Here is a 23262-nt window from a genome sequence, read left to right on the forward strand (position 1 = left end):
ATCGGTGTTTTATTTTTAAAAGATATTAAATACAGCGTTCAATTGAAGTAAGCTAATGATAGCTAAGAAGATTAAACTGTATTTCATTGCTGTTTTAAATAGGGCAGATTCTTTACCAACTAGTCCAACTGCGGCACAAGCAACTGCTACAGATTGTGGTGAAACCATTTTTGCCATTGTACCACCTACTACGTTTAATGCAACAAGAGTAGAAGGAACGATGTTTAATTGATCTGCAGTTACTGCTTGAAGCGGTGCGAATAATGAACCACTTGATACTACTGAACCTGTAATAAATACGCCAATCCATCCTAAGATTGGAGAAAGAACTGGGAATGCATTACCAGTAGAAGAGAATGCAAGTCCAAGTGTAGATGACATACCAGAGTAGTTTTCCACGTAAGCTAAAGCGATAACGCTACAGATTGTATACACTGGAGCTTTTAGTTCTTTTATTGTTTCAACCATTAATTCTTTAACCATTTTACCTTTTACGCGGTACACGATAAGTGAAACGATAATCGCTAATACGATTGCAGTAGTTGTAGATGAGAATACATCAAATTTGAAAACAGCTGCGAAAGGTGTATCAGCTTTTGTAATTGGTGTAGTTTTCATAACAGCGTTATGAAGACCAGGGAATTGAATGTTAAATACTAGGTTTGCTAGTGCGCCATCCGGAGCAAATAGAGCTTTAATTGGTTTTAAATTAAAGATTGTTACGAATGCAGTTAAGAATACGAATGGAGACCAAGCATATAAAATTTGATTGAATGTATGTGATACTTTTTCTTCTTGTTTTTCTTCTTTAGTAGAAGATTTTGGCTGCCAAACACGTAAGAATAATGCAAGAGAGATCATACTTACAACGGCTGCGAAAATATTAGTAAGTTCTGCACCTAAGAAGTAAGTTACAACGAACTGAGTAATTGCGAAAGAAACACCACTTACAAGAATACCTTGCCAAGTTTCTTTAATACCTTTCATTCCATCGACCATTGAAACAAGTAAGAAAGGTAATACAATACTGATGAATGGTAAGATAAGAACAGTTTGACGACCGATAGTTAATGCATCTAGCTCAGTTAATTGTGCTGGTACTGTAACTGGGATACCCATAGCACCCATAGCACCACCAGCGATATTTGCTACTAAACAAATACCTGCTGCTTTTAATGGATTAAAGCCCATACCTACAAGTAGTGCAGCTGTAATAGCAACTGGAACCCCTAGACCAGCTGCGCCTTCTAAGAAAGCACCGAAAGAATAAGCGATTAATAATACTTGTAAGCGTTGATCATTTGTAATGCTTGAAATACTATCACGAATGATGTTGAATTGCTCTGTTTTAACAGTTAATTTGTAAAGGAAAATTGCTGCGATAACAATAGTACAAATTGGATAAAATCCAGATAAAATACCGAATCCGGCAGATGCTAAAGCTACTGTTGCTGGCATTTTATAAACGAATATAGCAAGAATAATAGCGACAATCACACTGTAAAGACCAGCGATATAACTTTTCATTTTCAGTCCCATTAAACAAATGATGAAGCAGAAAATTGGAAGTGCTGCGATTAGAGCAGATAACCAAATATTGTTTAATGGGTCATAAATTTGTGTCCAAGTACTCATAATAATGACAACTCCTATCTATTTTATGTGAAGAAATTCACATTATTTGTGAAACTATTCACAATCAACTTACATGCTTAGTATATTCTCCTTCAACACTATTGTCAACGTAAAAAAGTATAATTATTCCATAATAGTGTTAAAAGAAATGCTTTGTTCATAAAGTCGACAAAAAGCCCACTCAAATCTATTCGAGTGGGTGAGATAAATTATTTGCATATTCTTTTCTTGTAGTTGTTTATACATTATTGATGCTACAGTTCTATAGTAGAGACCGTCTTTGTATCGAATATAGAGTTGCAGAATGTACCGTTTGTCCTATTTGATCAAGTCAGGAGTGGGACAGTAAATGTACTTAATAGGAAGTGTTCCATCATAGTTCAAGCGATTGAATATTAATTAAAAAGTAATAAGTTAATATTTAATGTTACGGCAGCTCTTTTTACTGAAAATTCCTTTTAGCGTAACAAAGAGGTTAAATATAACCCAAATACGTTACGATAGGTTATCAATTATAGACGGTATTTTACAATATCATTACTGCACGTTGCAATGAGGTGAAAATATAACAAAAAGCCTGATAAAACAACATTTGCAAGCAAAGTATTTGCAGCCCGTTGTTTTGCTTTTTCGTTATATCATATAGTATAATATTCAAAATCAGCAAGGAATTTTTCCTGAGTTCTTTGTTGGTTAAGGTGGAAAAAATTTTCAGCTTTATAGGTTGATAAAGTTATGTCGTAACAGGAAATATAAGAACAGATATATAAATAAATAAAAAGAAAATAAAAACGAAAATGAGGGGAACTTTATGAGCCAAAATCAATTCGAATGTCATATTTCAGAAGAAGATGTACAAATGTTAAGAGCGTTAGCGCATCCGTTGCGTCTACGCCTAGTAATGGAACTAATGCAACGTGGAACATGTAATGTAACACAATTACAGGAAGTGTTAGAAATTCCGCAATCAACAGTTTCGCAACATTTAACGAAATTAAAACAAAATAAAGTAGTACGCTTTGAACGACGAGGACTAGAAGTGTATTATCAAATTCATAATGATAAAGTAAGTGAAGTAGTAAAAACATTATTTTCTTAAAATTTGAATATTATGGAAAAAGACGTATGGGACATACGTCTTTTTTTATTTGTCAGAAAGGTGACATGAGAGAAAATGTTGGAATGTAAGGAAGAAAAGGCTATTAATTAACATGCTGCTATATGGAATATATTCTAAAGGGAAAAGAAAAGATAGAAAGGAGTGTAGCAAGTAAAAGGAGGAATGGTAGTATGGATGTAAAACGTGTGAAACAAATTTTATCTTCTTCAAGTAGAATTGACGTTACATATGAGGGCGTACCAGTATGGATTGAGAGCTGTGACGAGCAGAGTGGGGTTGCTCAAGTGTATGATGTATCTAATCCTGGAGAAAGCGTTCACGTGAACGTGACGGCTTTAGAGGAGAAGTAATAGAAAAGACGCTTCTACATTTAGAAGCGTCTTCTTATTTATTCCATCATATGTGCAATTTTCTTAGAGAACATAAGAAGTACTAATCCGAGTACGATTACGATAATACCGATACTTGCGAATACTTCTAAATATCCTAAAGATTGAGTGAAAGCAGCTAATTGTCCTGCTAGTAAGTTTGCGAAACCAGTACCAGCTAACCATACACCCATTAATAATGATGCTAATTTAACAGGAGCGATTGCACTTACCATAGATAATCCGATTGGTGATAAGAATAATTCACCAATTGTATGGAACATGTAAGTGAATACAATGAATAGTAAGTTTGCTTTCATTGTAATGTTACCTTCGTCGCTACCAGTTTTTAATACAGCTAAAGTTAGAACTAAATATCCAATCCCTAGTAAAATCATACCAAATGCCATTTTTGTTGGGATTTTTAAATCACCATTTTTTGTTTTCGAAAGTTTAATCCATAATGCAGAAACAGGTAATGCTAGTAAGATAATGAATAGTGGGTTTACAGATTGGAACCAAGGTGTTGGAATTGTAAATCCACCAATTGTACGATCCACAAACTTATCTGTGTAAAGTGTTAAAGAACTACCTGCTTGCTCAAATCCTGCCCAGAAGAATACTACGAAACAAGTTAAAATTAAAATTGCAGCAGTACGTTTTTTCTCTTGTGTTGTTAAAGGTTTTTTCTCGATTGCTTTTGCATTTTTTTCTTTAGATTTTTTCCCTACAACAGTTGTTCCGATAGACCCTAAGTAACGAGGTGCTAAGAAATTAAAGGCAAGTTGTCCAATAATCATACCGATACAAGCTGTTAAGAAACCGTATCTATAATCTGCGAAGTAACCGCAAATGAAAGGAGCGATAAGAGCACCTAAGTTAATTCCCATGTAGAAGATAGTGAAGGCACTATCACGACGAGAATCGTTTTCGCTATATAATTGACCTAATAAAGTCGAAATATTTGGTTTGAAGAATCCGTTACCAATAACTAATAATCCTAATCCTAAAAATAGTCCAGTTTTTGTGTTCATTGAGAATAGTACAAAGTTACCAATTGCCATGATAATACCACCAATAGTAATGGCATGGCGCTTCGTAATGAAATGGTCAGTTAACCAACCACCGATAATCGGTGTGAAGTATACTAACATTGTGAAAATACCGTAAATTTGAACTGCAACTGCTTTATCAAATCCTAAACCGCCGCTTACTAAGCTCGTTGTTAAATAAAGAACTAATAAGCCACGCATTCCGTAATAACTAAATCTTTCCCATGCTTCTGTAAAGAACAACAAGTATAACCCTGGTGGATGTTTTTTTGGTGATTGTTGCTCTCCAGCTTTGTCTAATTTTAAAGCTGCATCCATGTTTGTTTCCCCCTAATCCTGTATAACGGATATTTATGTAATCATTTTAATTTACAAAATATTTAGAAGTCAATAGAATTATATGGAAATAGAAAGAAAATTTCTAAAAAAGTTCTATTTTACTTCGACCGTTACTGTATTTTGCCCTGAAAACGAGATGATAAGCGTTTTCAAATGTAATAATTGAATTCTAAAAGAAAATAAAATAGTGATTAATCAGAAAATTTAGATTAAAATATTTATTCTGATATAGAGAAAATATATTTTATTTACTTTTATAATATAACATATTGGGAATAAAAATACAAAATGAAATAATGTGACATTTAAGTGAATTGAAAAATAACCAGCTCCATAGAAGGGGAGCTGGCTAAGGGAATATTATTTAACAAAGCGTTTTTCGATATCATCTAATAGTAAGTTAGCAGCCATTACGCCACCAGCTGTATTCCAAATCACATCATCAACTTTGTATGCTTTACCATTTTTTACTGCATTTAAGTTTTTAAATAGCGGATCATTGATATATTCTTTTTCTAATTCAGAGCCTTTTTTCTCATTTCCTTTATCGAATGTGAAGTAGAATAATACATCGCCATCCATTGCAGAAATACGTTCTTTAGATACGTTACGCTCTGCGAAGTCATCTTTATTTTGATCGCCAGGACGTTTAAATCCAAGTTCTTTTAAAATAACACCAGAGAATGTATCACCATGATAAATACGAACATCACCAGGCATGAAGCGAACCATAGAGATTTCTTGGTTTACTTTATCGCCTAGTTTAGCTTTTAAATCTTTCATACTTTTATCGTAATCAGCTAAAACCTTTTCGCCTTCTTTTTCTTTATTTAATGCTTTCGCATAAAACTTGAAGTTATCTTTCCATTCACCGCGTAATGTTTCAGAGAACACAGTAGGTGCAATTGCTTTTAGTTGCTCGTACACTTTTTCGTGACGCATTTTGTTACCGATAATTAAGTCTGGTTTTAAAGAAGCGATAGTTTCTACGTTCACTTGTCCTTCATCACCAACAACTTTTACATCTTTCATTTTATCTTTAATATGTGGATACCACGGATCACCAGTCCAAGATTTTACAGCCCCAACTGGTTTCACACCTAGCTCAAGTAAAGCTTCAGTTCCTTCGTTTGTTAAAATAACTACACGTTTTGGATTAGCAGGAACTTCTGTTTTACCCATTGCATGTTCAACTGTAATCATTTCTTTTTTTGTATCTTCTTTTGTATCTTCTTTCGTATTTGATTTTCCACAAGCACTTAAAAGTAGTGAAAAGGCTAATAAAAATACAAATACTGTAAACGATTTCTTTCGCATGAAATTCATTATGTACCCCCTACATAGTGAGAATTTTTTTCAATAGCAAGCATGATATTAAGCCTTTATCTTTTGATTGTCAATATATACGGGTGAAAATAATTCTCATTTCCGTTGACAATGAGAATTAAGTTGAAATACACTTACAACGTATCATTATACATTGAAGGGGAAACGCTGCATGTTATTAAAAACAAATCGAGCAAAATGGATTGGATTATTTGTTGGAATCATTGCAGTCATTACTTGTATTTGGGGAAGTATTATTTTCGGATATACAAATACGAGTTGGAATTTAGCGTTAGATGCTTTTTTCCATTTTAATGGGTCCAATGAACATATTATTATTCAAAATGTGCGTCTACCAAGAGCATTAATTGCAGCGAGTGTTGGTGCTAGTTTAGCCATTGCAGGTTGTCTTATGCAAACTTTAACGAAGAATCCACTTGCTTCTCCAGATTTTATTGGGTTAAATTCAGGTGCTGCTTTCTTCATAGTTGTAGCAATTGTTATTTTTTCCGTGACATCATTATCAGCTTTCACGTGGATTGCCTTTTTAGGAGCGGCAATTGCAGCTGTACTTGTATTCGCTTCTAGTTCTTTAGGAAAAGAGGGGACAACGCCTCTTAAGTTAACATTAGCAGGTGTCGCAATTAGTGCGTTATTTTCATCATTAACACAAGGATTACTTGTTTTAAATGAAAAGGCGCTTGAAGAAGTATTATTTTGGCTTGCCGGATCTGTGCAAGGAAGAAAGTTAGAAATTTTACAATCTGTATTCCCGTATTTATTAATAGGATGGATTGCATCTATTATGATGGCAGGGAAAGTAAATACATTAATGATGGGGGAAGACGTTGCAAAAGGACTTGGTCAAAGAACGATTTTAATGAAATCATTCATACTACTTATTATTGTCCTGTTATCTGGTGGTTCAGTTGCGGTCGCTGGTCCGATTGGATTTATTGGTATTGTTACTCCGCATTTTGCCAGATTTCTTGTTGGAGTAGATCACAGGTGGAGAGTACCGTATAGTGGCTTGTTAGGTGCAATACTATTAATCTTAGCTGATATAGCAGCAAGATATGTCATTATGCCACAAGAAGTACCGGTAGGGGTTATGACAGCATTTATCGGAGCCCCATTCTTTATTTATATTGCACGTAAGAGAGGGCTTAGCAAATGAAGAAGTATATTCCGTTTCGTATAGGAAAAGGCGAGCTCTCGTTTTTAATGTATAAACGAGCTTGTCTCGTCTTATTCAGTTTACTAGTTGTTTTAATAGGATTATTTTTTGCGAGTGCAGGTATGGGAGACATGAAAATTGCTCCTTATGATGTATGGCAAGCGATTACTGGAAATGGCGATGCGATGTCCAATATGGTTGTAAATAAGTTTCGTATGCCGCGTATTTTAATTGCCATTCTTGTAGGAATCGCACTTGCTGTAGCAGGATGTATTTTACAAGGTCTCGTTCGAAATCCACTTGCTTCTCCGGATATCATTGGGATTACAGGTGGTGCAAGTGTTGCAGTTGTACTGTTTTTAGCTATATTTAGTGATAAAAATAATGCGCTAACCGTTAGCATTCATTATATGCCGTTAGCAGCCTTTGTTGGGGCAACAATTGTAGCGCTTTTTGTATATTTATTTGCATGGAGAAATGACGGGTTATCGCCGATTAGTCTTGTTTTAATTGGTGTTGGGTTTTGGGCATTAACGAAAGCGGCAACGACTTTGTTTATGTTGTTAGCGCCAATTTACCAAGCGAGTCAAGCGAATGTATGGATTACAGGTACTGTTTACGGTTCTTCATGGCAAAATGTTATGGTACTTGCACCGTGGGTTCTCACTTTAACGGTAATATCATTTATAGCTGCTAGACATTTAAATGCGCAAGAGCTAGGGGATGATATTGCGGTAGGACTTGGTGTTCCTTTAACGAAGTCACGCGTATTCATGTTATTACTGAGTACAGCTTTAATTGGTGGAGCAGTTGCCTTTGCTGGAGGAATTGGATTTGTCGGTTTAATGGCACCTCATATTTCACGAAGACTAGTTGGTTCTTTATACGGTGCATTACTCCCAGTTGCGGCGATTGTTGGTGCAATTTTAGTACTTGCTGCAGATTTAATTGGGCGTACAGTTTTCACCCCACTTGAAATTCCAGCAGGAGTATTTACATCAGCAATTGGTGCACCTTATTTTATTTATTTACTTTATAAAAGTCGGAATTCATAAAGGGAGATGAATATGCAAAAAGCATTGGAGACGAAACGTTTGACGTTGTCTTATGGTGAAACGATTATTATTGATGAGTTGAATTTAGAAATTCCAAAAGGCGAAATTACAATCTTTATCGGTTCTAACGGTTGCGGAAAATCAACTTTATTACGTTCACTAGCTAGATTATTAAAGCCAACAACTGGTGACATTTTGTTAGATAATCAAGCCATTCAAAGTATGCAAACGAAGCAAATTGCTCGTCAAATGGCAATTTTACCGCAAGGACCGCAAGCACCTGAAGGGCTTACAGTATTGCAACTTGTAAAGCAAGGACGTTATCCATATCAAACATGGCTGAAACAGTGGTCAGAAAAAGACGAGGAAATGGTACAGAAGGCACTTGCAGCAACAGGGATGACAGAATTTGCTGAGCGTGATGTGCATGCTCTTTCAGGTGGACAACGACAACGTGCTTGGATTGCAATGACGCTTGCACAAGATACAGATATTATTTTACTGGATGAGCCTACTACCTATTTAGATATGACTCACCAAATTGAAGTGCTTGATTTATTATTCGAATTAAATGAAACAGAACAAAGAACAATTGTCATGGTATTACACGATTTAAATTTAGCATGTCGTTATGCAGACAATATTGTAGCCATTCAAGATAAACAAATATATGCACAAGGTAAGCCAGAAGAAGTAGTAGATGAGAAGCTAGTACGTGATGTATTCCGAATGGAGTGTCAAATCAGTACAGATCCATTATTTGGGACGCCACTTTGTATTCCGCATGGAAAAGGAAGACGTGTACGTAAAGAGGTTGCTCAGGCAATAAGATAATGAAAAAGACGATGAGAGGTTCATCGTCTTTTTTATTTTCGGCAAGAGAATAAGAGAAAGAGGGGAATACGTAAACGACGTTCATATTCTTCCGCGCTTTGAAAATAAGTTTGATCTGGTGTAGCTTCTTTTAAATTTGTAATTGTAAATCCAGCTTGTTGTAATAGTGTAAAATATTCTTCCATTGTACGATGATATTTAATAACTTCTTGATCAATCCAACGTTCAACGCGTTTACCCATTTTAAAATAATCATCGACGAGCCAGTTCGTTCTTTTCCCGCTCGTTTGTAAGCTTTCAAATGAAGAGGTAATAATAGGATGTTGAACGCTAAAAGTAAAGGTTCCATTTGTTTTTAAAGTTTCGTACACATTTTGAAAAATGATAGGAAGATGTTCAATATAATGTAAGGCGAGTCTAGATGTTACTAAATCAAAAGTAGCAGGGGGGTATGTGTAGTCTTTGAGGTTTAAAAAATGGACGATCCCATTTTTATCTTCTAGTTGTTTTTTAGCTTTTTTATACATAAGTTCGGAGCCTTCAATACCAGTGTAAGAGTGGCAGTCTTTTTCTAATAATTCCTTGCCAAATTTTGCGTCACCGCAGCCTAAATCGAGAATTCGTTTTCCTTTCACATCACCAATGAGTTGAAAAAAGGCTGGCTTTTCAAGTGATTCATTTGGGCTATTTTCTCGGTATCTTCGTTTCATATATTGTTCAAAAAATGCTTCGTTATTATATACATTAGATTCAGTAAATGCCATGATTGAAGCCCCCTTACATATTTTTTTTATTCTACCAAATATGAAAAGTAAATGATAGATTTCTTGTAATGAATCATATATAATCTAGAATTGTAAGCGGTTACTTTAAACTATTTTTCTATAATAAATTCTGAAAACGTGTTAAGCTAGTAGAGGGATTATTAGAACTATTAAGACAATAATTCGCTTACATGAACGATGGGAGGCTTCACGATGTCTAGTAAAACACTTGCAAAATTTTTAGAAGAAAATTTAGAGGATTTAAAATCAAAGGGGCTTTATAACGTAATTGATCCGCTTGAGAGTTCAAATGGACCGATCATTACAATTGGCGGAAAAGAATATATTAACTTATCTTCAAACAACTATCTTGGATTAGCAACAGATAGCCGTTTGCAAGAAGCAGCAATTGGTGCAATTCATAAGTACGGCGTTGGAGCAGGAGCGGTTCGTACAATTAACGGCACTTTAGATTTGCATATTAAATTAGAAGAAACAATTGCAAAGTTTAAACATACAGAAGCAGCAATCGCTTACCAATCAGGATTTAACTGTAATATGGCAGCGATTTCAGCCGTTATGGATAAAAATGATGCGATTCTTTCAGACGAGTTAAACCATGCTTCTATTATTGATGGTAGTCGTCTATCAAAGGCAAAAATTATTGTTTATAAACATTCTGATATGGAAGATTTACGCCAAAAAGCAATCGCGGCGAAAGAATCAGGTCTTTACAATAAATTAATGGTAATTACAGACGGTGTCTTCTCAATGGATGGAGATGTTGCAAAACTACCAGAAATTGTTGAGATTGCAGAAGAATTAGATTTAATGACATACGTAGATGATGCACACGGTTCAGGTGTACTGGGTAAAGGTGCAGGAACTGTAAAGCACTTCGGTCTGTCTGATAAAGTTGATTTCCAAATTGGTACATTATCAAAAGCAATTGGGGTAATTGGTGGATATGTAGCAGGGAAACAAAACTTAATTGACTGGTTAAAAGTTCGTTCACGTCCATTCTTATTCTCTACAGCATTAACACCAGCTGATGCTGCAGCTTGCATGAGATCAATTGAAATCTTAATGGAAAGCACAGAGTTACATGATCGTCTGTGGGAAAATGGTCGCTATTTAAAACAAGGATTAAAAGAACTTGGCTTTAACATCGGAGAAAGTGAAACGCCAATTACACCTTGTATTATTGGGGATGAAGTGTTAACACAAGAATTTAGTAAACGTCTAAATGAAGAAGGCGTATACGCAAAATCTATCGTGTTCCCAACTGTAGCAAAAGGAACCGGACGCGTTCGTAATATGCCTACAGCAGCTCATACGAAAGAAATGTTAGATGAAGCAATTCGTAAGTATGAAAAAGTAGGGAAAGAAATGGGCATCATTTAAGTAACGACATCTTTTGAATAGCTTGCAAATGAGGAGTGGGGAAAATGAAAAAAATTCTAGTAACCGGTTCTTTAGGGCAGATTGGTTCTGAACTAGTAATGAAACTTCGTGATGTATACGGCGCATCAAATGTTATTGCAACAGATATTCGTGAAACAGATAGTGAAGTAGTAACGTCTGGTCCTTTTGAAACGTTAGATGTAACAGATGGACAAAAACTACATGATATTGCAAAGCGTAATGAAGTAGATACAATTATTCATTTAGCAGCTTTACTTTCAGCAACGGCGGAAAAAAATCCGCTATTTGCATGGAATTTAAATATGGGCGGACTTGTAAATGCATTAGAAGCAGCTCGTGAATTAAACTGTAAGTTTTTCACACCAAGTTCTATCGGTGCATTCGGTCCATCAACGCCGAAAGATAATACGCCACAAGATACAATTCAGCGTCCTACTACGATGTATGGGGTAAACAAAGTAGCAGGAGAATTACTATGTGATTATTATCATCAAAAGTTTGGTGTTGATACGCGCGGTGTACGTTTCCCAGGTTTAATTTCTTACGTAGCTCCTCCAGGAGGCGGAACAACTGACTATGCAGTTGAAATTTATTATGAGGCGATTAAAAAAGGCACATACACCTCATACATTGCAGAAGGAACATACATGGATATGATGTATATGCCAGATGCTTTACAAGCGATCATTTCATTAATGGAAGCTGATCCAAGTAAACTTGTGCATAGAAACGCGTTCAATATTACAGCAATGAGCTTTGAGCCAGAGCAAATCGCAGCAGCAATTCGTAAACACATCCCGACGTTTACAATGGATTACGCTGTAGATCCTGCTCGTCAAACAATCGCTGATAGCTGGCCAAACTCTATTGATGCAACAGCAGCGATGAAAGAGTGGGGCTTTAAAGCAGAATACGATTTAGACAAAATGACAACGGACATGTTGGCTAAGTTAAAAAAAAAGCTCACAGCTGAGTTAGTGATGAATTAATAAAAAGGGTCGATTCTTAGGAATTGACCCTTTTTGTTTGTGTTTTGGGAATATACAAATAATTGCAAATGTGATAGAATGAGTTAATTTGTGTGTAAAGGGGAGACAGGGAATGGAGAAATGGGAGTTAGCAAAGGAAATTTACAATACGTCACGTTTAACGGGAACATTTAAGCTTCGATCAGGACAAGTATCAAATCAATACTTTGATAAGTACTTATTTGAATCTAATCCAGTACTGCTAGTAGAAATTGCTAAGCAATTGAAAGAGCTCATTCCTCCTGAGACAGAAGTGCTGGCAGGTTTAGAGATGGGAGGAATCCCAGTAGCAACAGCATTATCTTTACAAACAGGTATACCAGTTGTATTTGTGAGAAAAGAAGCGAAGAAGTACGGTACATGCAAGTTAGCAGAAGGCGTTGATATTGCTGGGAAAAATGTTTGTGTTGTTGAAGATGTTATTACGACAGGTGGTCAAATACTATTAAGCACGAAAGATTTAAGAGAACTAGGCGTGAATGTACATCATGTTTTAGGCGTAATTGAACGAACAAAAGAGGGAAGAGAAAACTTATTAGAAGATGGCTTACAACTACATTCTTTATTTACAATGGATGAGTTAATTGAAGGAGAAAAGCAACATGCAAAGAGTTGATGTCGTATATGCACTAATACATGACGAAGAAACAGATAAAATATTAATGGTACATAATGTAGAATAAAATGTTTGGTCATTGCCGGGTGGGGCTGTTGAAAAGGGTGAAACGTTAGAGAAAGCTCTAGTAAGGGAAGTAAACGAAGAGACAGGTTTAACGGCTATGGCAGGTGGACTTGTTGCGATTAACGAAAAATTCTTTGAAGAATCAGGGAATCATGCACTATTATTTACATTCCGAGCGAGTGTAGTAAAAGGGGAACTTATGGCAGAAGATGAAGAGGAAATTTCCGCAATAGAGTGGGTGGATCGATCAATCGCAAATGAACGATTCCCATTCTACGATGGAGGATTCGATTCATTATTAGCAGTAGCCATTCCATACAAGTTTCAGCCAGAAACAAAGTGATTGAAAGAAAAAAACAGGAGCGCAAAGCTCCTGTTTTTCTATTCAATCGTCTTCAGTAATAACTTTTTCAATAGTGGTTTAATCTTCAGACGTAAATCTTCAGCGTGATTTGCAACTAAGAAGTGATGGTTATAAATGTTCTTCATTAATTGATAAGTTGCTTCTTTCGCTTCGCCTTCTTCGATGAAAATTCCGATTACTTCCATACCACTTTTACGAGCAAGTTTGACAGCTTCATGCGTATCTAAAATACCGTCTTGTTGGTAGTCTAGCGCAGAAGGTTCACCGTCTGTGAAGACAAGTAAGAATTTATGTTTTTCTGGTCCTTTTGCAAGCTTTTCAGAAACGATACGAATAATATATCCGTCGCGGTTATCTTCTTCTTCGCGAAGCTGCATAATTTCTGGACCAACGTTTGGTAACGTTGAGTTTTTATACGTTACAACTTCATGGATAACGTTCGGCTTATCTTCAGGTTTAGCACTAGAAGCATCTTCCCAAAATCCGCTAATAGCGTGCGGGATTTTTAAAGATTTCAACGCTTCATGGAATAGGACCACACTCTTTTTCGTTTCTTCCATTTTGTTATACATAGAACCAGAGCAGTCTACTAATAGTTGGAATGCAACGTCGAGCTCTTGTGATTCTTGCCCTTTTTTATAAAACATGCGAGGCTGCTTTTCAGTATAAATACGAAGGAATTTCTTACGAAGTCTTCCGTAATATTTATCACTATTTGCATTCGTTTTATTTTCAATCGTTTTTTCGATAATTTTCTTTAATTCTTTTACATCTTTATTAACGACTGATTTGATAGCTTGGTAATCCTTTTTCTCATCAGGATTTGGTTTACGTGCTTCTTTAAATGTATGAGAAGCGCCAGTGTTATATTTACCATATGCACCATCATTTTGACTAGAAGCGTGAGAAGCTCTTGCTTCTTTTGTGTCAGCACCATCAAAGTTAGATTGTGTACTTTTTTGAGAAGTACCTTGTACAGAGCCAAGTGCTTGGTCGCCATCTTCTGATTCGCGAGCAGTGTCACCCATCATATTTGTTTTTGTTCCGCTTTCTAATTCAAAGCGTAAAAAGTTCTCGTTTTCATTGTTTTTATTTTCACGGTGCCATGTTGAGAAGCTTTCATCCATTTTGTTTTTATTTTCATCGTCATCTATGAGCTGCGTATCATCGTTTGCTAAATCTTCGACGCGACAGTTTTTTTCATCTGCAATGACAGATAAATAAAGCGGTGCATGCCCGAAATAGTTGTTCAGCATATCACTTTCAAGAAGCTCCTCTAAGCGATAGCGAATTTTCTCAACGATATACATAATATCTTCCGTATTACGAGCTTGGAATGTTTCATGCAAAATAGCTTCAATTTGCTCGAAATATTCATTATTAAACATTTCATATTTATCGCTCGTTAATGAAAGATAGCATAGACAAAATAGACGATCACCGTGATAGTTACGAACACGATTGATTTCATTTTGTGAGCTAAAGTAATTGCGATACATTTCTTTTCTTCTTTTAAAAACATGCTTTGTGCCAGGGCGTAAGTTTTTTACGATTTCCTCAACACGTAAATCTTCTAATAGAACAAATAATTGTGTTAAAAACTTTTTTAAGGGTGATTCTTGCAATTCAATTGCATAAGAACGAATTAAAGTCATGTCCGAGTAATGTTTATTACCAAGTGCTTTTAAAAACACTTCGCTTTTTAATCCGATTACTGTATCCTCTTCTTTTCGATCATCCCAAAAGTGACTAATGACAACCTTTTTTTCAATTTCGTCGTAGTATGCTTTATAGCCATACTCAAGGTAGGCATCATCTTCTTTGAGAAGGGCATACATTAAGTTTTCCATTTGTAGAAACAGCGACGCATCAATTTTTTTGTCACTAAAAATTTGTCTCATGAATTATCCCTCAAAGAAATAACTTTCTGCTAATTCACGGACAGTCATTTGTTCTGTTTCATCGTTTAATTTTGCGATAATACTACGTTCAATTGCACGCATAACGGGAATATATACACCTAAATCACATGCATCGATAATGCCACGAATACTTGCTGCTTCTTCACTTACGCGGCCATCACGAGCTAAAGGCATAAGATCGCTTGCAAATGCAACGAACTTTTCAATTGTTGTAACATCTTTTAGTTTTGATTCTGCTAATAATAGTTCTTTTAATGTATCACCTTGGATGTAGGGAACTTCAATAATAACGAAACGGTTTTTTAACGCTTCGTTTAGTTCACTTGTTCCAACGTAGCCTTCATTAATTGCTGCGATTACACGATACTCATCATCACCGTATACAACTTCTTGTGTAAATGGATTTGTAATCATTTTACGGTAATCTAATGCACCGTGAAGAAGTGGTAACGTTTCAGGTTTTGCCATATTGATTTCATCAATATATAGGAAATGGCCGTTCTTCATTGCTTTCATAAGAGGACCGTTAACGAATGTAACTTCAGATGCGCCATCTTTCGTTTGTAGTGTGTTGTATCCTAAAATACCTTCTACATCTAAATCGACAGAACAGTTAATACTATGCATTGGTTTTTGGAATAAAGAAGAAAGTGTTTCAGCTAGTACGGTTTTACCACTACCAGTCGGCCCTTTTAATAGAATATTTTTGCCAAGAAGAAGTGCTGTAATGGCATCTTCGATAATGCTATTATCAGATGCTTTATATATTTTTGTACCGATTAAATGTGCATTTTCACCAGCTTCTTGTTTATTCTTTTCGTGAATTGTAGAAAGCTGCTGTTTTAAATCAGCATGTATATGAAATTGTTCTAACATGTATGTCCCACCTAACATTATTTTCATAAAGTAATACATCTTATGATAACTTGTTTTAATATGGTATGCAAAGAAAAGGAGAGGGGACAAATATAAAAGAAAAAGCAATCAATTGTACATTGATTACTTATAGTAAAGGAGAAATGAGCCTCATAAAAGACTCTAATATTCGTTTTTTGATACTTCTTTTTTGGAAAGCGTTCCATTTAATTTCAGTGGAATGCTTAAAGTCTTCTTCAAAATCACGTTTAATATTATGAACAGTTTCTGATTCATACAGTACGCTAATAATTTCATAATTCAATTCAAAGCTTCGTACATCCATATTTGCTGTTCCGATTGTTGCAATTTTATCATCAACAAGTACAATTTTTGCATGCATAAAGCCATCTTTATAACTATAAATGGAGGCACCAGCTTTTAAAAGTGGAGTGAAGTAGGACTGAGATGCTTGGTCACTAATAATACTATCACTTTTACCAGGATATAAAATGCGTACATCTATGCCAGATATTGCACTTAAACGTAATAATGTTAAAGTTTCTTGATCTGGAATAAAGTATGGTGTAGCAATCCAAATAGATTTTTTTGCCGAGCCCATAACAGCTAATAATGTATTGCGAATGCTCTTATCATCTGAGCTTGGCCCGCTTGCTACAATTTGCACGGCACCTTCTGCACTTGAAATTTCTTTACCTGGGAAGTATTGTCTATTCATAAATTGATCCCAAGAATAGGTTTTCAAACCACTAGATGCATAGAGCCAGTCCTCTAGAAAAATTGCTTGTAATTTATATAACGCTTTTCCTTCGAGTTTTAAATGACTATCACGCCAAACGGGAAACTTTTTTGAACGGCCAAGATATTCATCACCGACGTTAAGTCCTCCAGTAAAACCGATTTCTCCATCTACAATGACGATTTTACGGTGGTTACGATAATTGACGGTTTCAAGTAACCAAGCTGAAAAAATAGGATCAAATTCAACAATTTCAATCCCAGCTTCTTTCATAGGTTTTAAAAAGCGTCTTCTTAACGTATTACTTCCTAATCCATCATAAAGGAAGCGTACAATAACACCAGCTTTTGCTTTGTTTATTAAAGCATCCCGAACTTTTGTACCAATCTCATCAGATTTATAAATATAGTATTGAATATGTATATGATGTTTTGCTTGCTCGATAGCTTGCAAAATTGCTGAAAATGTTTGATCTCCGTTTGTTAAAAGTTTGGTAGTTGTTCTATCTGCGGCAGGCCCGCCTCCAAATTTTTGTACAACTTCTGTTAAATGGGTAGAGCGTTCACTTAATGGGACTTTGAGTGATAACTCTAGTCGTCTTCCTTCTAATATTTCACGGAATAATTTTCTTTGTTCTTCTGAACGATGGAGATGCTTTTTTCTTCTCCAACGGCTACGCCCGAAAATAGAGTATAAAAGTACACCTACAACGGGAAGAAGTGCTAATACTAAAAACCACGCTAAGGTACTTTGAGGAGACCTATTTTCGATAAAAATAACGAATGAAATTCCTACAATTGTGATGGACCAGAGAACGCCGACAAATGTATATAACGAAATATACGATGTATTTAATAGGAAAAGAACGATAGATACAATTGTAAATATTAATAGTAATTGGACAATAGGTTTCTTCATTTCTATATAATTCCTCTAATCTTTCTTCAATATAGACTTCCTAAATAGCGGATGTAATGTGACATTTTTATCCCACTTTAATGGGCAGTAAGCCCCCCACTGATTAAAGTTTCACTTTATTATAAAGTGTTTTCTGTTTTTTACAAAATGTAGGTATTTCCCCATACTTTCCGCATTTGTCCTACATACAGTGTATTGTTACGTTTTTAAAGAGAAAAGGAAGGTGAATAAAATGTATGGTCGTCCAATTGGAGGATTTGGTCACGGTGGTGGTTTCGGTCACGGAGGTTTTCATGGTGGTTTTGGACATTCACCATTTTTTGGTGGAGGTTTCTTTCCAGGGTTTGTAGCGGGAGCATTACTCAGCCCTGGATTTGGTTATGGCGGATATGGTTATCCGTATTACTCGGATTATTCTTATTATACAGGTTACCAACAAGATCCATATTATTCTTACAATACCTATTAAGATGAGAAAATGGAAAAGGAGAGGGGAAATATGAATTATATAGAAAATAACGGATTGTATTATCGTAATCATCATCATGGAGGGCACCATCATAACGGCGGACATCACCACCATGGTGGGCACAATCACCATGATCATCATCACCATCACGGAGGTGGATGGGGCTGGGGTGGCGGCTCATGGGGCGGTGGATTTTTCCCTGGAAGTTTTGCTGGAGGTGTGTTAGGTGGGCTTACAGCAGGTGCATTAACGGGTGCAGCAGGTGGAGGCTACTATCCAGCGCCGTACCCAGTAACTTATCCAGCGCCATATCCAGTGCTATATCCAACACCATATCCGGGGTATCAACAAACAACATATCCGTATTAAATAAAAAAAGAGGCTATCCTCTTTTTTTGTTTAATAAAGTATTTATTTATAAAATACTTCCAAAATTAAGGTGAAAATATGTTAATATTTTGTTATTATAATTCAAAAAACATATATAATAATTTTAATTTATCCCGCATTAAAGGGTAGTAAGCCCCCCACCTCAAAATTCAGCGGAAGCAAGGAAGTTAGGCGGAGATCAACACTCCCCACTGATTAAAGTTTCACTTTATATATATGTTCTTGAAGAGTTGTATAGAGTTAGCTATAAGAAACTGCTACGTATAATTGAAAAGGTATTATATTGCTTTTTATTACAAATAATATTATGTTATTTTAATCGACATATTTCAAAACGTGATGTATGTAAAGGATGATTATTAGGAAATGAAATATCTCTATTTCTATGAAAAGAAACAAGTTGTGTTTTAGTCAGATAGGAAGCAAGGAGAGATGCGCATGCTAGAACAAAGAGGTCATGCATTATATGAATCTTCATTGCGAGATTTAAAGTTAGCATTAGATGAGTCTTCAATTGTTGCGATTACAGACCGAAAGGGTCTTATTACATATGTAAATGATAAGTTTTGTGAAATCTCCAAATATACACGAGAAGAGTTAATAGGGAAAGATCATCGTATTTTAAATTCAGGACATCATCCGAAAACATTTTTTCAAATGCTATGGAAGCGTATTTTGAGCGGTAAAGTATGGAGAGGTGAGATTCGAAATCAAGCAAAAGATGGTACATATTATTGGGTTAAAACAACAATTGTTCCATTTTTAAATGAAAAAGGAGAGCCATATCAATTTATTGCGATCCGAAATGATATTAGTAGTAGGAAAGAAGCAGAACAGAGGTTGCGGTTAAGTGAAAGTCGTTATAGGGAGCTTGCGTATCATGATGCTTTAACGAGTTTACCGAACCGTTTACAATTAATAACGACTGTTAACGAATTGATTGCAGATAAAAAAGAGTTTGGTATGATTTATTTTGATTTGGATCGTTTTAAATTAGTAAACGATACGCTAGGTCATATGATAGGAGATTTACTTTTAAGCGAAGTTGCTTCACGGTTGCATTATGTGCTAGGAGAGAAAGATGTTCTGGCTAGGCTGGGTGGCGACGAATTTGTGTTGTTAACAAACAATCATACACAAGATGAGATGAGGCAGCTAGCGACATCTGTATTGTCATGCTTTCAGGCACCATTTATGCTTGAAGGTCATGAAGTATACATTTCAGCTAGTCTAGGACTGTGCTCATATCCTCAAGATGGACAAGATGTAGAAACCCTATTGAAGAATTCAGATTTAGCTATGTATAGTGCGAAAGAACAGGGAAGAAATGCAGCGTGTTTCTTTACAGATGAGTTACGTGCGAAAATAAATCGTAGAATGAAAATTGAATTTGCTTTGCAAAAGGCAATTCGTGATGAAGAGTTAGATGTGGCACTGCAGCCTATTATTGATTTGAAAACGAAGAAATATACTGGTATTGAAGCTTTAGCGCGTTGTTCGACAGAAGAAGGACCTATTTCACCAGGCGAATTTATCCCAGTAGCTGAAGAATCTGGACTTATTATAAAATTAGGAGACTGGGTATTAGAAAAGTCATGTCGCTTGTTTAAAACATTGCCAGAGTATGAAGAAGGACTAAAGTTATCTGTGAATTTATCCATACAACAATTAATGCAAAAGCGTTTTATTTTATCTGTACGTAGCATTTTAAGGAGAACTGGATTTCCCGCAAATCGTTTAATTTTAGAAATAACGGAAAGCATTGCTGTTCGTCATTTTGATTATATTATTGCTACATTACAAGAATTAAGAAATATGGGTATTTTAATTGCTTTAGATGATTTCGGAACGGGTTATTCTTCCTTATATTATTTAAAACAACTACCGCTGGATATAGTAAAAATTGATCGTAATTTTATTCGTGAATTTCATTATGATCATGCACAGCCAGAGCGAACGATTGTAAAATCTGTTATTGAAATTGCCCATAGCTTACATTTAGCAGTAGTTGCTGAAGGGGTAGAGACAGTAGAGCAAGAAAGCTTATTAAAATCGATGGGCTGTGATTATGTACAAGGATTTTATTATGCAAAACCTTTATCTGTAGCAGAGTTAAAGGAAAAGTTAATTATAGACTTCTAATAAAAAAGAGAAGCCAGAAGCTTCTCCTTTTTTAATTCATTTTTTGTGAGTCTTTCATTAGTACAGGATAAAGAATAAGACCTAATACGAACAATCCGATTCCTAAGAAGAACGTTTTTAAATCAGCAGTTCCCGTTTTGATAACCCAAATAGAATATATGAATGCTAATGTAGTAATGATGCCGTCCTTTATTCGAGAGCCAGGCATTATATCATACGTTTCTCCTGTAATAACTAATTTGAATTGGTACAGCGTAGAAACAAGGTATGGAATTAAATAAGCTAATGTTGCTACAACGATAGCGAAATTATAAGCTTCTGATACGGTACCAGAAATCGTTGAGAATAAGAAAATTTGCGTCATCACATTTGTAATAAATAATGATTTTGAAGGACTACCTTTTTTATTTGTTTTCGCGAAAAATTTAGGGAAAAGCCCATTTTTTGCTGCCTGATAAGGAACCTCTGAACTAACAACGATCCAGCCAACTGTAGATCCAAATAAAGATACAAGTGCAAGTAAAGCCATTATATATGCGCCTTTATTGCCAATTGCTAAATTTAATGCGTCTACTAATGGTTTTTGAGAGTCTTTTAAAGCATCTTGAGAGAGAGCTCCCATTGTAAGTAGCGTAATTGACATGTAAATAAGAAGAGCGATAATTAATCCGAAAATGGTAGCTTTTTTTACATCCCGCTGAGATTTTGCACGATTAGAAAGCATGACAGCCGATTCAATACCGATAAATGCCCAAAGTGTTGCAATAGCAGCTGAATTGATTTGTCCACCTAACGAAATGGATTGTCCTGCTTCATTCATAAATGTTTGCCCGTCTCCGAAATTAGAGGCATTGAAAATGAATAATGTGATTACAATAAACATTGTAAATCCGATAATTTTTGCAATAGTAGCAAGAAGATTCATATTTCCAGCACGATCAATATTTTGAGAAAGAATATATTGAATTCCCCATAACATAAGGCTACATACGAGGAACGTTAATCCTTTTCCAAGTTCTAGTGAAAATCCGTTCGTTGAAAAGAGAATTTGCTTACTTTGTAAAACTGGAAAGAATGTTGATAAATATCCAGCAAAGGAAATAATAACGGATGCTGTTGCAGCCCAGTTCGCAGCCCAATATCCCCATGCCATACTATAGCCTGCAACTTTACCCGCTTTTTTTGAAGGGAACATCGCTTGAGCATAGCTTTGTGGCCCCGCTTTTAATTCTGGTTTTCGGATTGCTAAATTTCCAAATACGAGTGCAATCATAAATACACCAAGTCCTGTAATACTCCATGCAAGTGTAGAACCCATTGGACCTGATACTTGTGCTAAATTTGCTGGGAGCATAAATACGCCACCGCCAACCATATTCCCGATAACAAAAGCTGTTAAAACCCATAATCCCCATTTTTTCGTTTCCATTTTTGTTAACTCCTTTGTAGTAATATTTGCTTAAACATCATTTTTTACTAGCTTTTTGGCAATAAAAAAAGAGCCATGTAGATAAAAAATACCTACATGGCTCTTCGCCAAAGCGTAGGTACAACGGGAATAACCCTTGTACCTACGCGTAATTTTTCCGCTAGGTTTCAAGGGTTACGTATGATGATGATGTTTTTGTGCAAATGTAACTACAATTGTTGTATAAGTAAGCATAGTTCTTTGCTCCCTTTCTCCTCTGATTTTGAAGTTAGTATACTACATGTTTTTTTGAATGAAAAGAAAAATATAAAAATTTTTATAAAAATACGTTTTAGAGATTAAATATTTACCTTTATTTTTCCTATACTGGAAAATAAGTGAGAGATTGGCAGAAGAGTGTAGCATGGTATAATACATATAGAACTAGAAGGTGACAAGGGGCTATTGTAGATGATGAGTAAGTATGAACAAATTTATACAGAAATCAGTAATTCTATTGATAATAGGCAATTAAAAGAGGGATGCAAAATCCCATCAGAAACTGAATTAATGAAGCAATATGAAGCGAGCCGCGGTACTGTAAGAAAAGCTGTAGATTTATTACAAGAACGTGGATATGTTCAAAAAATACACGGAAAAGGTGTTTTTGTTTTAAAGCGAAAAAACATTGAATTCAACTTTGGTGGTATTGTAAGTTTCCAAGAAGAAAATGAACGTTTAGGACGCCATTGTATTACAGAAGTCGTGGAAATGGAGAAAGTAAAAGCGACAAAAGAGGTTGCAAAGCTATTAAATGTGAAAGAGAAGACAGAAATAGATCATATTAAACGCGTACGAAATATTGATGGAGAAAAAGTAATTTTGGATATCAATCATTTTGTATCGGAATATATCCCTGGATTAACGAGTGAAATTGCAGCGGAATCTATTTATAAATACATTGAGAAAGAACTAGGTCTTCATATTAGTTACTCACAGAGGGTAATTGAAGTGCAACCATGTACAGAGGACGATAGAAAGTATTTAGATTTAAATGGAACAGACTATGTTGTCGTTGTGAAAAACTTTACGCACTTTTATGATGGAAGTCAGTTCGAATATACAGAATCACGCCACCGCTTAGATATTTTTCATTTTTCGGATGTGGCGCGGAGAAAATAAGGAGATGGAACGCAATAACGTTTCATCTCTTTTTTTATAAAAATTTT

21 protein-coding genes are annotated in these 23262 nt (G+C 35.5%); 13 read left to right on the top strand and 8 right to left on the bottom strand.

The genetic code is table 11. From position 1 onward, the window contains the following. Positions 1-15 precede the first annotated feature (15 nt). Positions 16-1635 carry an L-lactate permease gene (locus EGX95_RS29590; protein WP_000109105.1) on the bottom strand — a complete coding sequence of 540 codons (1620 nt, stop codon included), beginning with the start codon at positions 1633-1635 and terminating at the stop codon, positions 16-18. Between the two features lie 811 nt (positions 1636-2446). Here EGX95_RS29590 and EGX95_RS29595 point away from each other — a divergent pair. Together EGX95_RS29595 and EGX95_RS29600 are read left to right on the top strand one after the other, a co-directional pair. Then, positions 2447-2734: an ArsR/SmtB family transcription factor gene (locus tag EGX95_RS29595; RefSeq protein ID WP_000081427.1), complete on the top strand. Its 288-nt coding sequence runs from the start codon at positions 2447-2449 to the stop codon at positions 2732-2734. A 191-nt stretch (positions 2735-2925) separates the two neighbouring features. Further along, on the top strand, positions 2926-3105 hold the full coding sequence (locus EGX95_RS29600) for an acid-soluble spore protein H (RefSeq protein ID WP_000382683.1): 180 nt from the start codon (positions 2926-2928) through the stop codon (positions 3103-3105). 38 nt (positions 3106-3143) lie between these two features. On the opposite strand, the gene EGX95_RS29605 is transcribed toward EGX95_RS29600, so the two are convergent. Together EGX95_RS29605 and EGX95_RS29610 are read right to left on the bottom strand one after the other, a co-directional pair. Continuing rightward, positions 3144-4493, bottom strand: coding sequence for a peptide MFS transporter (locus EGX95_RS29605; RefSeq protein WP_000338308.1), 1350 nt, complete (start codon positions 4491-4493; stop codon positions 3144-3146). Positions 4494-4874: 381 nt separating this feature from the next. After that, the gene (locus tag EGX95_RS29610) at positions 4875-5840 is read right to left on the bottom strand and encodes an ABC transporter substrate-binding protein (RefSeq protein WP_001010252.1); all 966 of its coding nucleotides are present in this window, start codon (positions 5838-5840) and stop codon (positions 4875-4877) included. 172 nt (positions 5841-6012) lie between these two features. Between EGX95_RS29610 and EGX95_RS29615 the strand changes: the two genes are divergently transcribed. Genes EGX95_RS29615 through EGX95_RS29625 form a run of 3 tightly spaced genes read left to right on the top strand, consistent with a single transcriptional unit; the run spans position 6013 to position 8906 of the window. Continuing rightward, positions 6013-7017: a FecCD family ABC transporter permease gene (locus tag EGX95_RS29615; RefSeq protein WP_000925222.1), complete on the top strand. Its 1005-nt coding sequence runs from the start codon at positions 6013-6015 to the stop codon at positions 7015-7017. Continuing rightward, positions 7014-8072 carry a FecCD family ABC transporter permease gene (locus EGX95_RS29620; RefSeq protein ID WP_000760050.1) on the top strand — a complete coding sequence of 353 codons (1059 nt, stop codon included), beginning with the start codon at positions 7014-7016 and terminating at the stop codon, positions 8070-8072. Before EGX95_RS29615 ends, EGX95_RS29620 begins: the two co-directional genes overlap by 4 nt. A gap of 12 nt (positions 8073-8084) precedes the next feature. After that, positions 8085-8906 (top strand): ABC transporter ATP-binding protein, encoded by an 822-nt coding sequence (locus EGX95_RS29625; protein WP_046951909.1) that lies wholly within the window; start codon positions 8085-8087, stop codon positions 8904-8906. A gap of 32 nt (positions 8907-8938) precedes the next feature. Here EGX95_RS29625 and EGX95_RS29630 read toward each other — a convergent pair whose 3' ends face one another. Beyond that, positions 8939-9670 (bottom strand): class I SAM-dependent methyltransferase, encoded by a 732-nt coding sequence (locus tag EGX95_RS29630; RefSeq protein ID WP_000885981.1) that lies wholly within the window; start codon positions 9668-9670, stop codon positions 8939-8941. Between the two features lie 213 nt (positions 9671-9883). On the opposite strand from EGX95_RS29630, the gene EGX95_RS29635 reads away from it, so the two are divergent. The 4 genes from EGX95_RS29635 to EGX95_RS29650 all read left to right on the top strand — a co-directional run bounded on the left by EGX95_RS29635 (position 9884) and on the right by EGX95_RS29650 (position 13148). Continuing rightward, a complete protein-coding gene (locus EGX95_RS29635) occupies positions 9884-11074 on the top strand; it encodes a glycine C-acetyltransferase (protein WP_000095906.1) in 1191 nt (396 codons plus the stop codon). 44 nt (positions 11075-11118) lie between these two features. After that, positions 11119-12084: an L-threonine 3-dehydrogenase gene (locus tag EGX95_RS29640; RefSeq protein WP_000723134.1), complete on the top strand. Its 966-nt coding sequence runs from the start codon at positions 11119-11121 to the stop codon at positions 12082-12084. A gap of 112 nt (positions 12085-12196) precedes the next feature. Beyond that, positions 12197-12739, top strand: coding sequence for an orotate phosphoribosyltransferase (gene pyrE, locus EGX95_RS29645; protein ID WP_000417033.1), 543 nt, complete (start codon positions 12197-12199; stop codon positions 12737-12739). 79 nt (positions 12740-12818) lie between these two features. Continuing rightward, positions 12819-13148 (top strand): NUDIX hydrolase, encoded by a 330-nt coding sequence (locus tag EGX95_RS29650; RefSeq protein ID WP_001117692.1) that lies wholly within the window; start codon positions 12819-12821, stop codon positions 13146-13148. Positions 13149-13186: 38 nt separating this feature from the next. Here the strand turns inward: EGX95_RS29650 and EGX95_RS29655 are convergent, their stop codons facing one another. The 3 genes from EGX95_RS29655 to EGX95_RS29665 form a co-directional block, all read right to left on the bottom strand. Next, positions 13187-15070, bottom strand: coding sequence for a vWA domain-containing protein (locus EGX95_RS29655; protein ID WP_001248870.1), 1884 nt, complete (start codon positions 15068-15070; stop codon positions 13187-13189). A gap of 3 nt (positions 15071-15073) precedes the next feature. Continuing rightward, a complete protein-coding gene (locus EGX95_RS29660) occupies positions 15074-15967 on the bottom strand; it encodes an ATP-binding protein (protein ID WP_000892979.1) in 894 nt (297 codons plus the stop codon). A gap of 127 nt (positions 15968-16094) precedes the next feature. Beyond that, positions 16095-17624 carry a cardiolipin synthase gene (locus EGX95_RS29665; RefSeq protein WP_000743045.1) on the bottom strand — a complete coding sequence of 510 codons (1530 nt, stop codon included), beginning with the start codon at positions 17622-17624 and terminating at the stop codon, positions 16095-16097. A gap of 232 nt (positions 17625-17856) precedes the next feature. Here EGX95_RS29665 and EGX95_RS29670 point away from each other — a divergent pair, with 232 nt between their 5' ends. The 3 genes from EGX95_RS29670 (at position 17857) to EGX95_RS29680 (ending at position 20625) form a co-directional block, all read left to right on the top strand. Then, positions 17857-18093 carry a hypothetical protein gene (locus EGX95_RS29670; protein ID WP_000274352.1) on the top strand — a complete coding sequence of 79 codons (237 nt, stop codon included), beginning with the start codon at positions 17857-17859 and terminating at the stop codon, positions 18091-18093. 30 nt (positions 18094-18123) lie between these two features. After that, entirely contained in the window at positions 18124-18462 is a 339-nt protein-coding gene (locus tag EGX95_RS29675; RefSeq protein WP_001106391.1) for a hypothetical protein, read from the top strand. A 459-nt stretch (positions 18463-18921) separates the two neighbouring features. Then, the gene (locus EGX95_RS29680; protein WP_000893364.1) at positions 18922-20625 is read left to right on the top strand and encodes a putative bifunctional diguanylate cyclase/phosphodiesterase; all 1704 of its coding nucleotides are present in this window, start codon (positions 18922-18924) and stop codon (positions 20623-20625) included. 31 nt (positions 20626-20656) lie between these two features. Here the strand turns inward: EGX95_RS29680 and EGX95_RS29685 are convergent, their stop codons facing one another. Next, a complete protein-coding gene (locus tag EGX95_RS29685) occupies positions 20657-22054 on the bottom strand; it encodes an amino acid permease (RefSeq protein WP_000448464.1) in 1398 nt (465 codons plus the stop codon). Positions 22055-22504: 450 nt separating this feature from the next. Between EGX95_RS29685 and treR the strand changes: the two genes are divergently transcribed. Continuing rightward, positions 22505-23215 carry a trehalose operon repressor gene (gene treR, locus EGX95_RS29690; RefSeq protein ID WP_000987252.1) on the top strand — a complete coding sequence of 237 codons (711 nt, stop codon included), beginning with the start codon at positions 22505-22507 and terminating at the stop codon, positions 23213-23215. Positions 23216-23262: the final 47 nt, after the last annotated feature.

It is taken from the genome of Bacillus sp. FDAARGOS_527 (assembly GCF_003812125.1).
GTDB classification, from domain to species: domain Bacteria; phylum Bacillota; class Bacilli; order Bacillales; family Bacillaceae_G; genus Bacillus_A; species Bacillus_A paranthracis.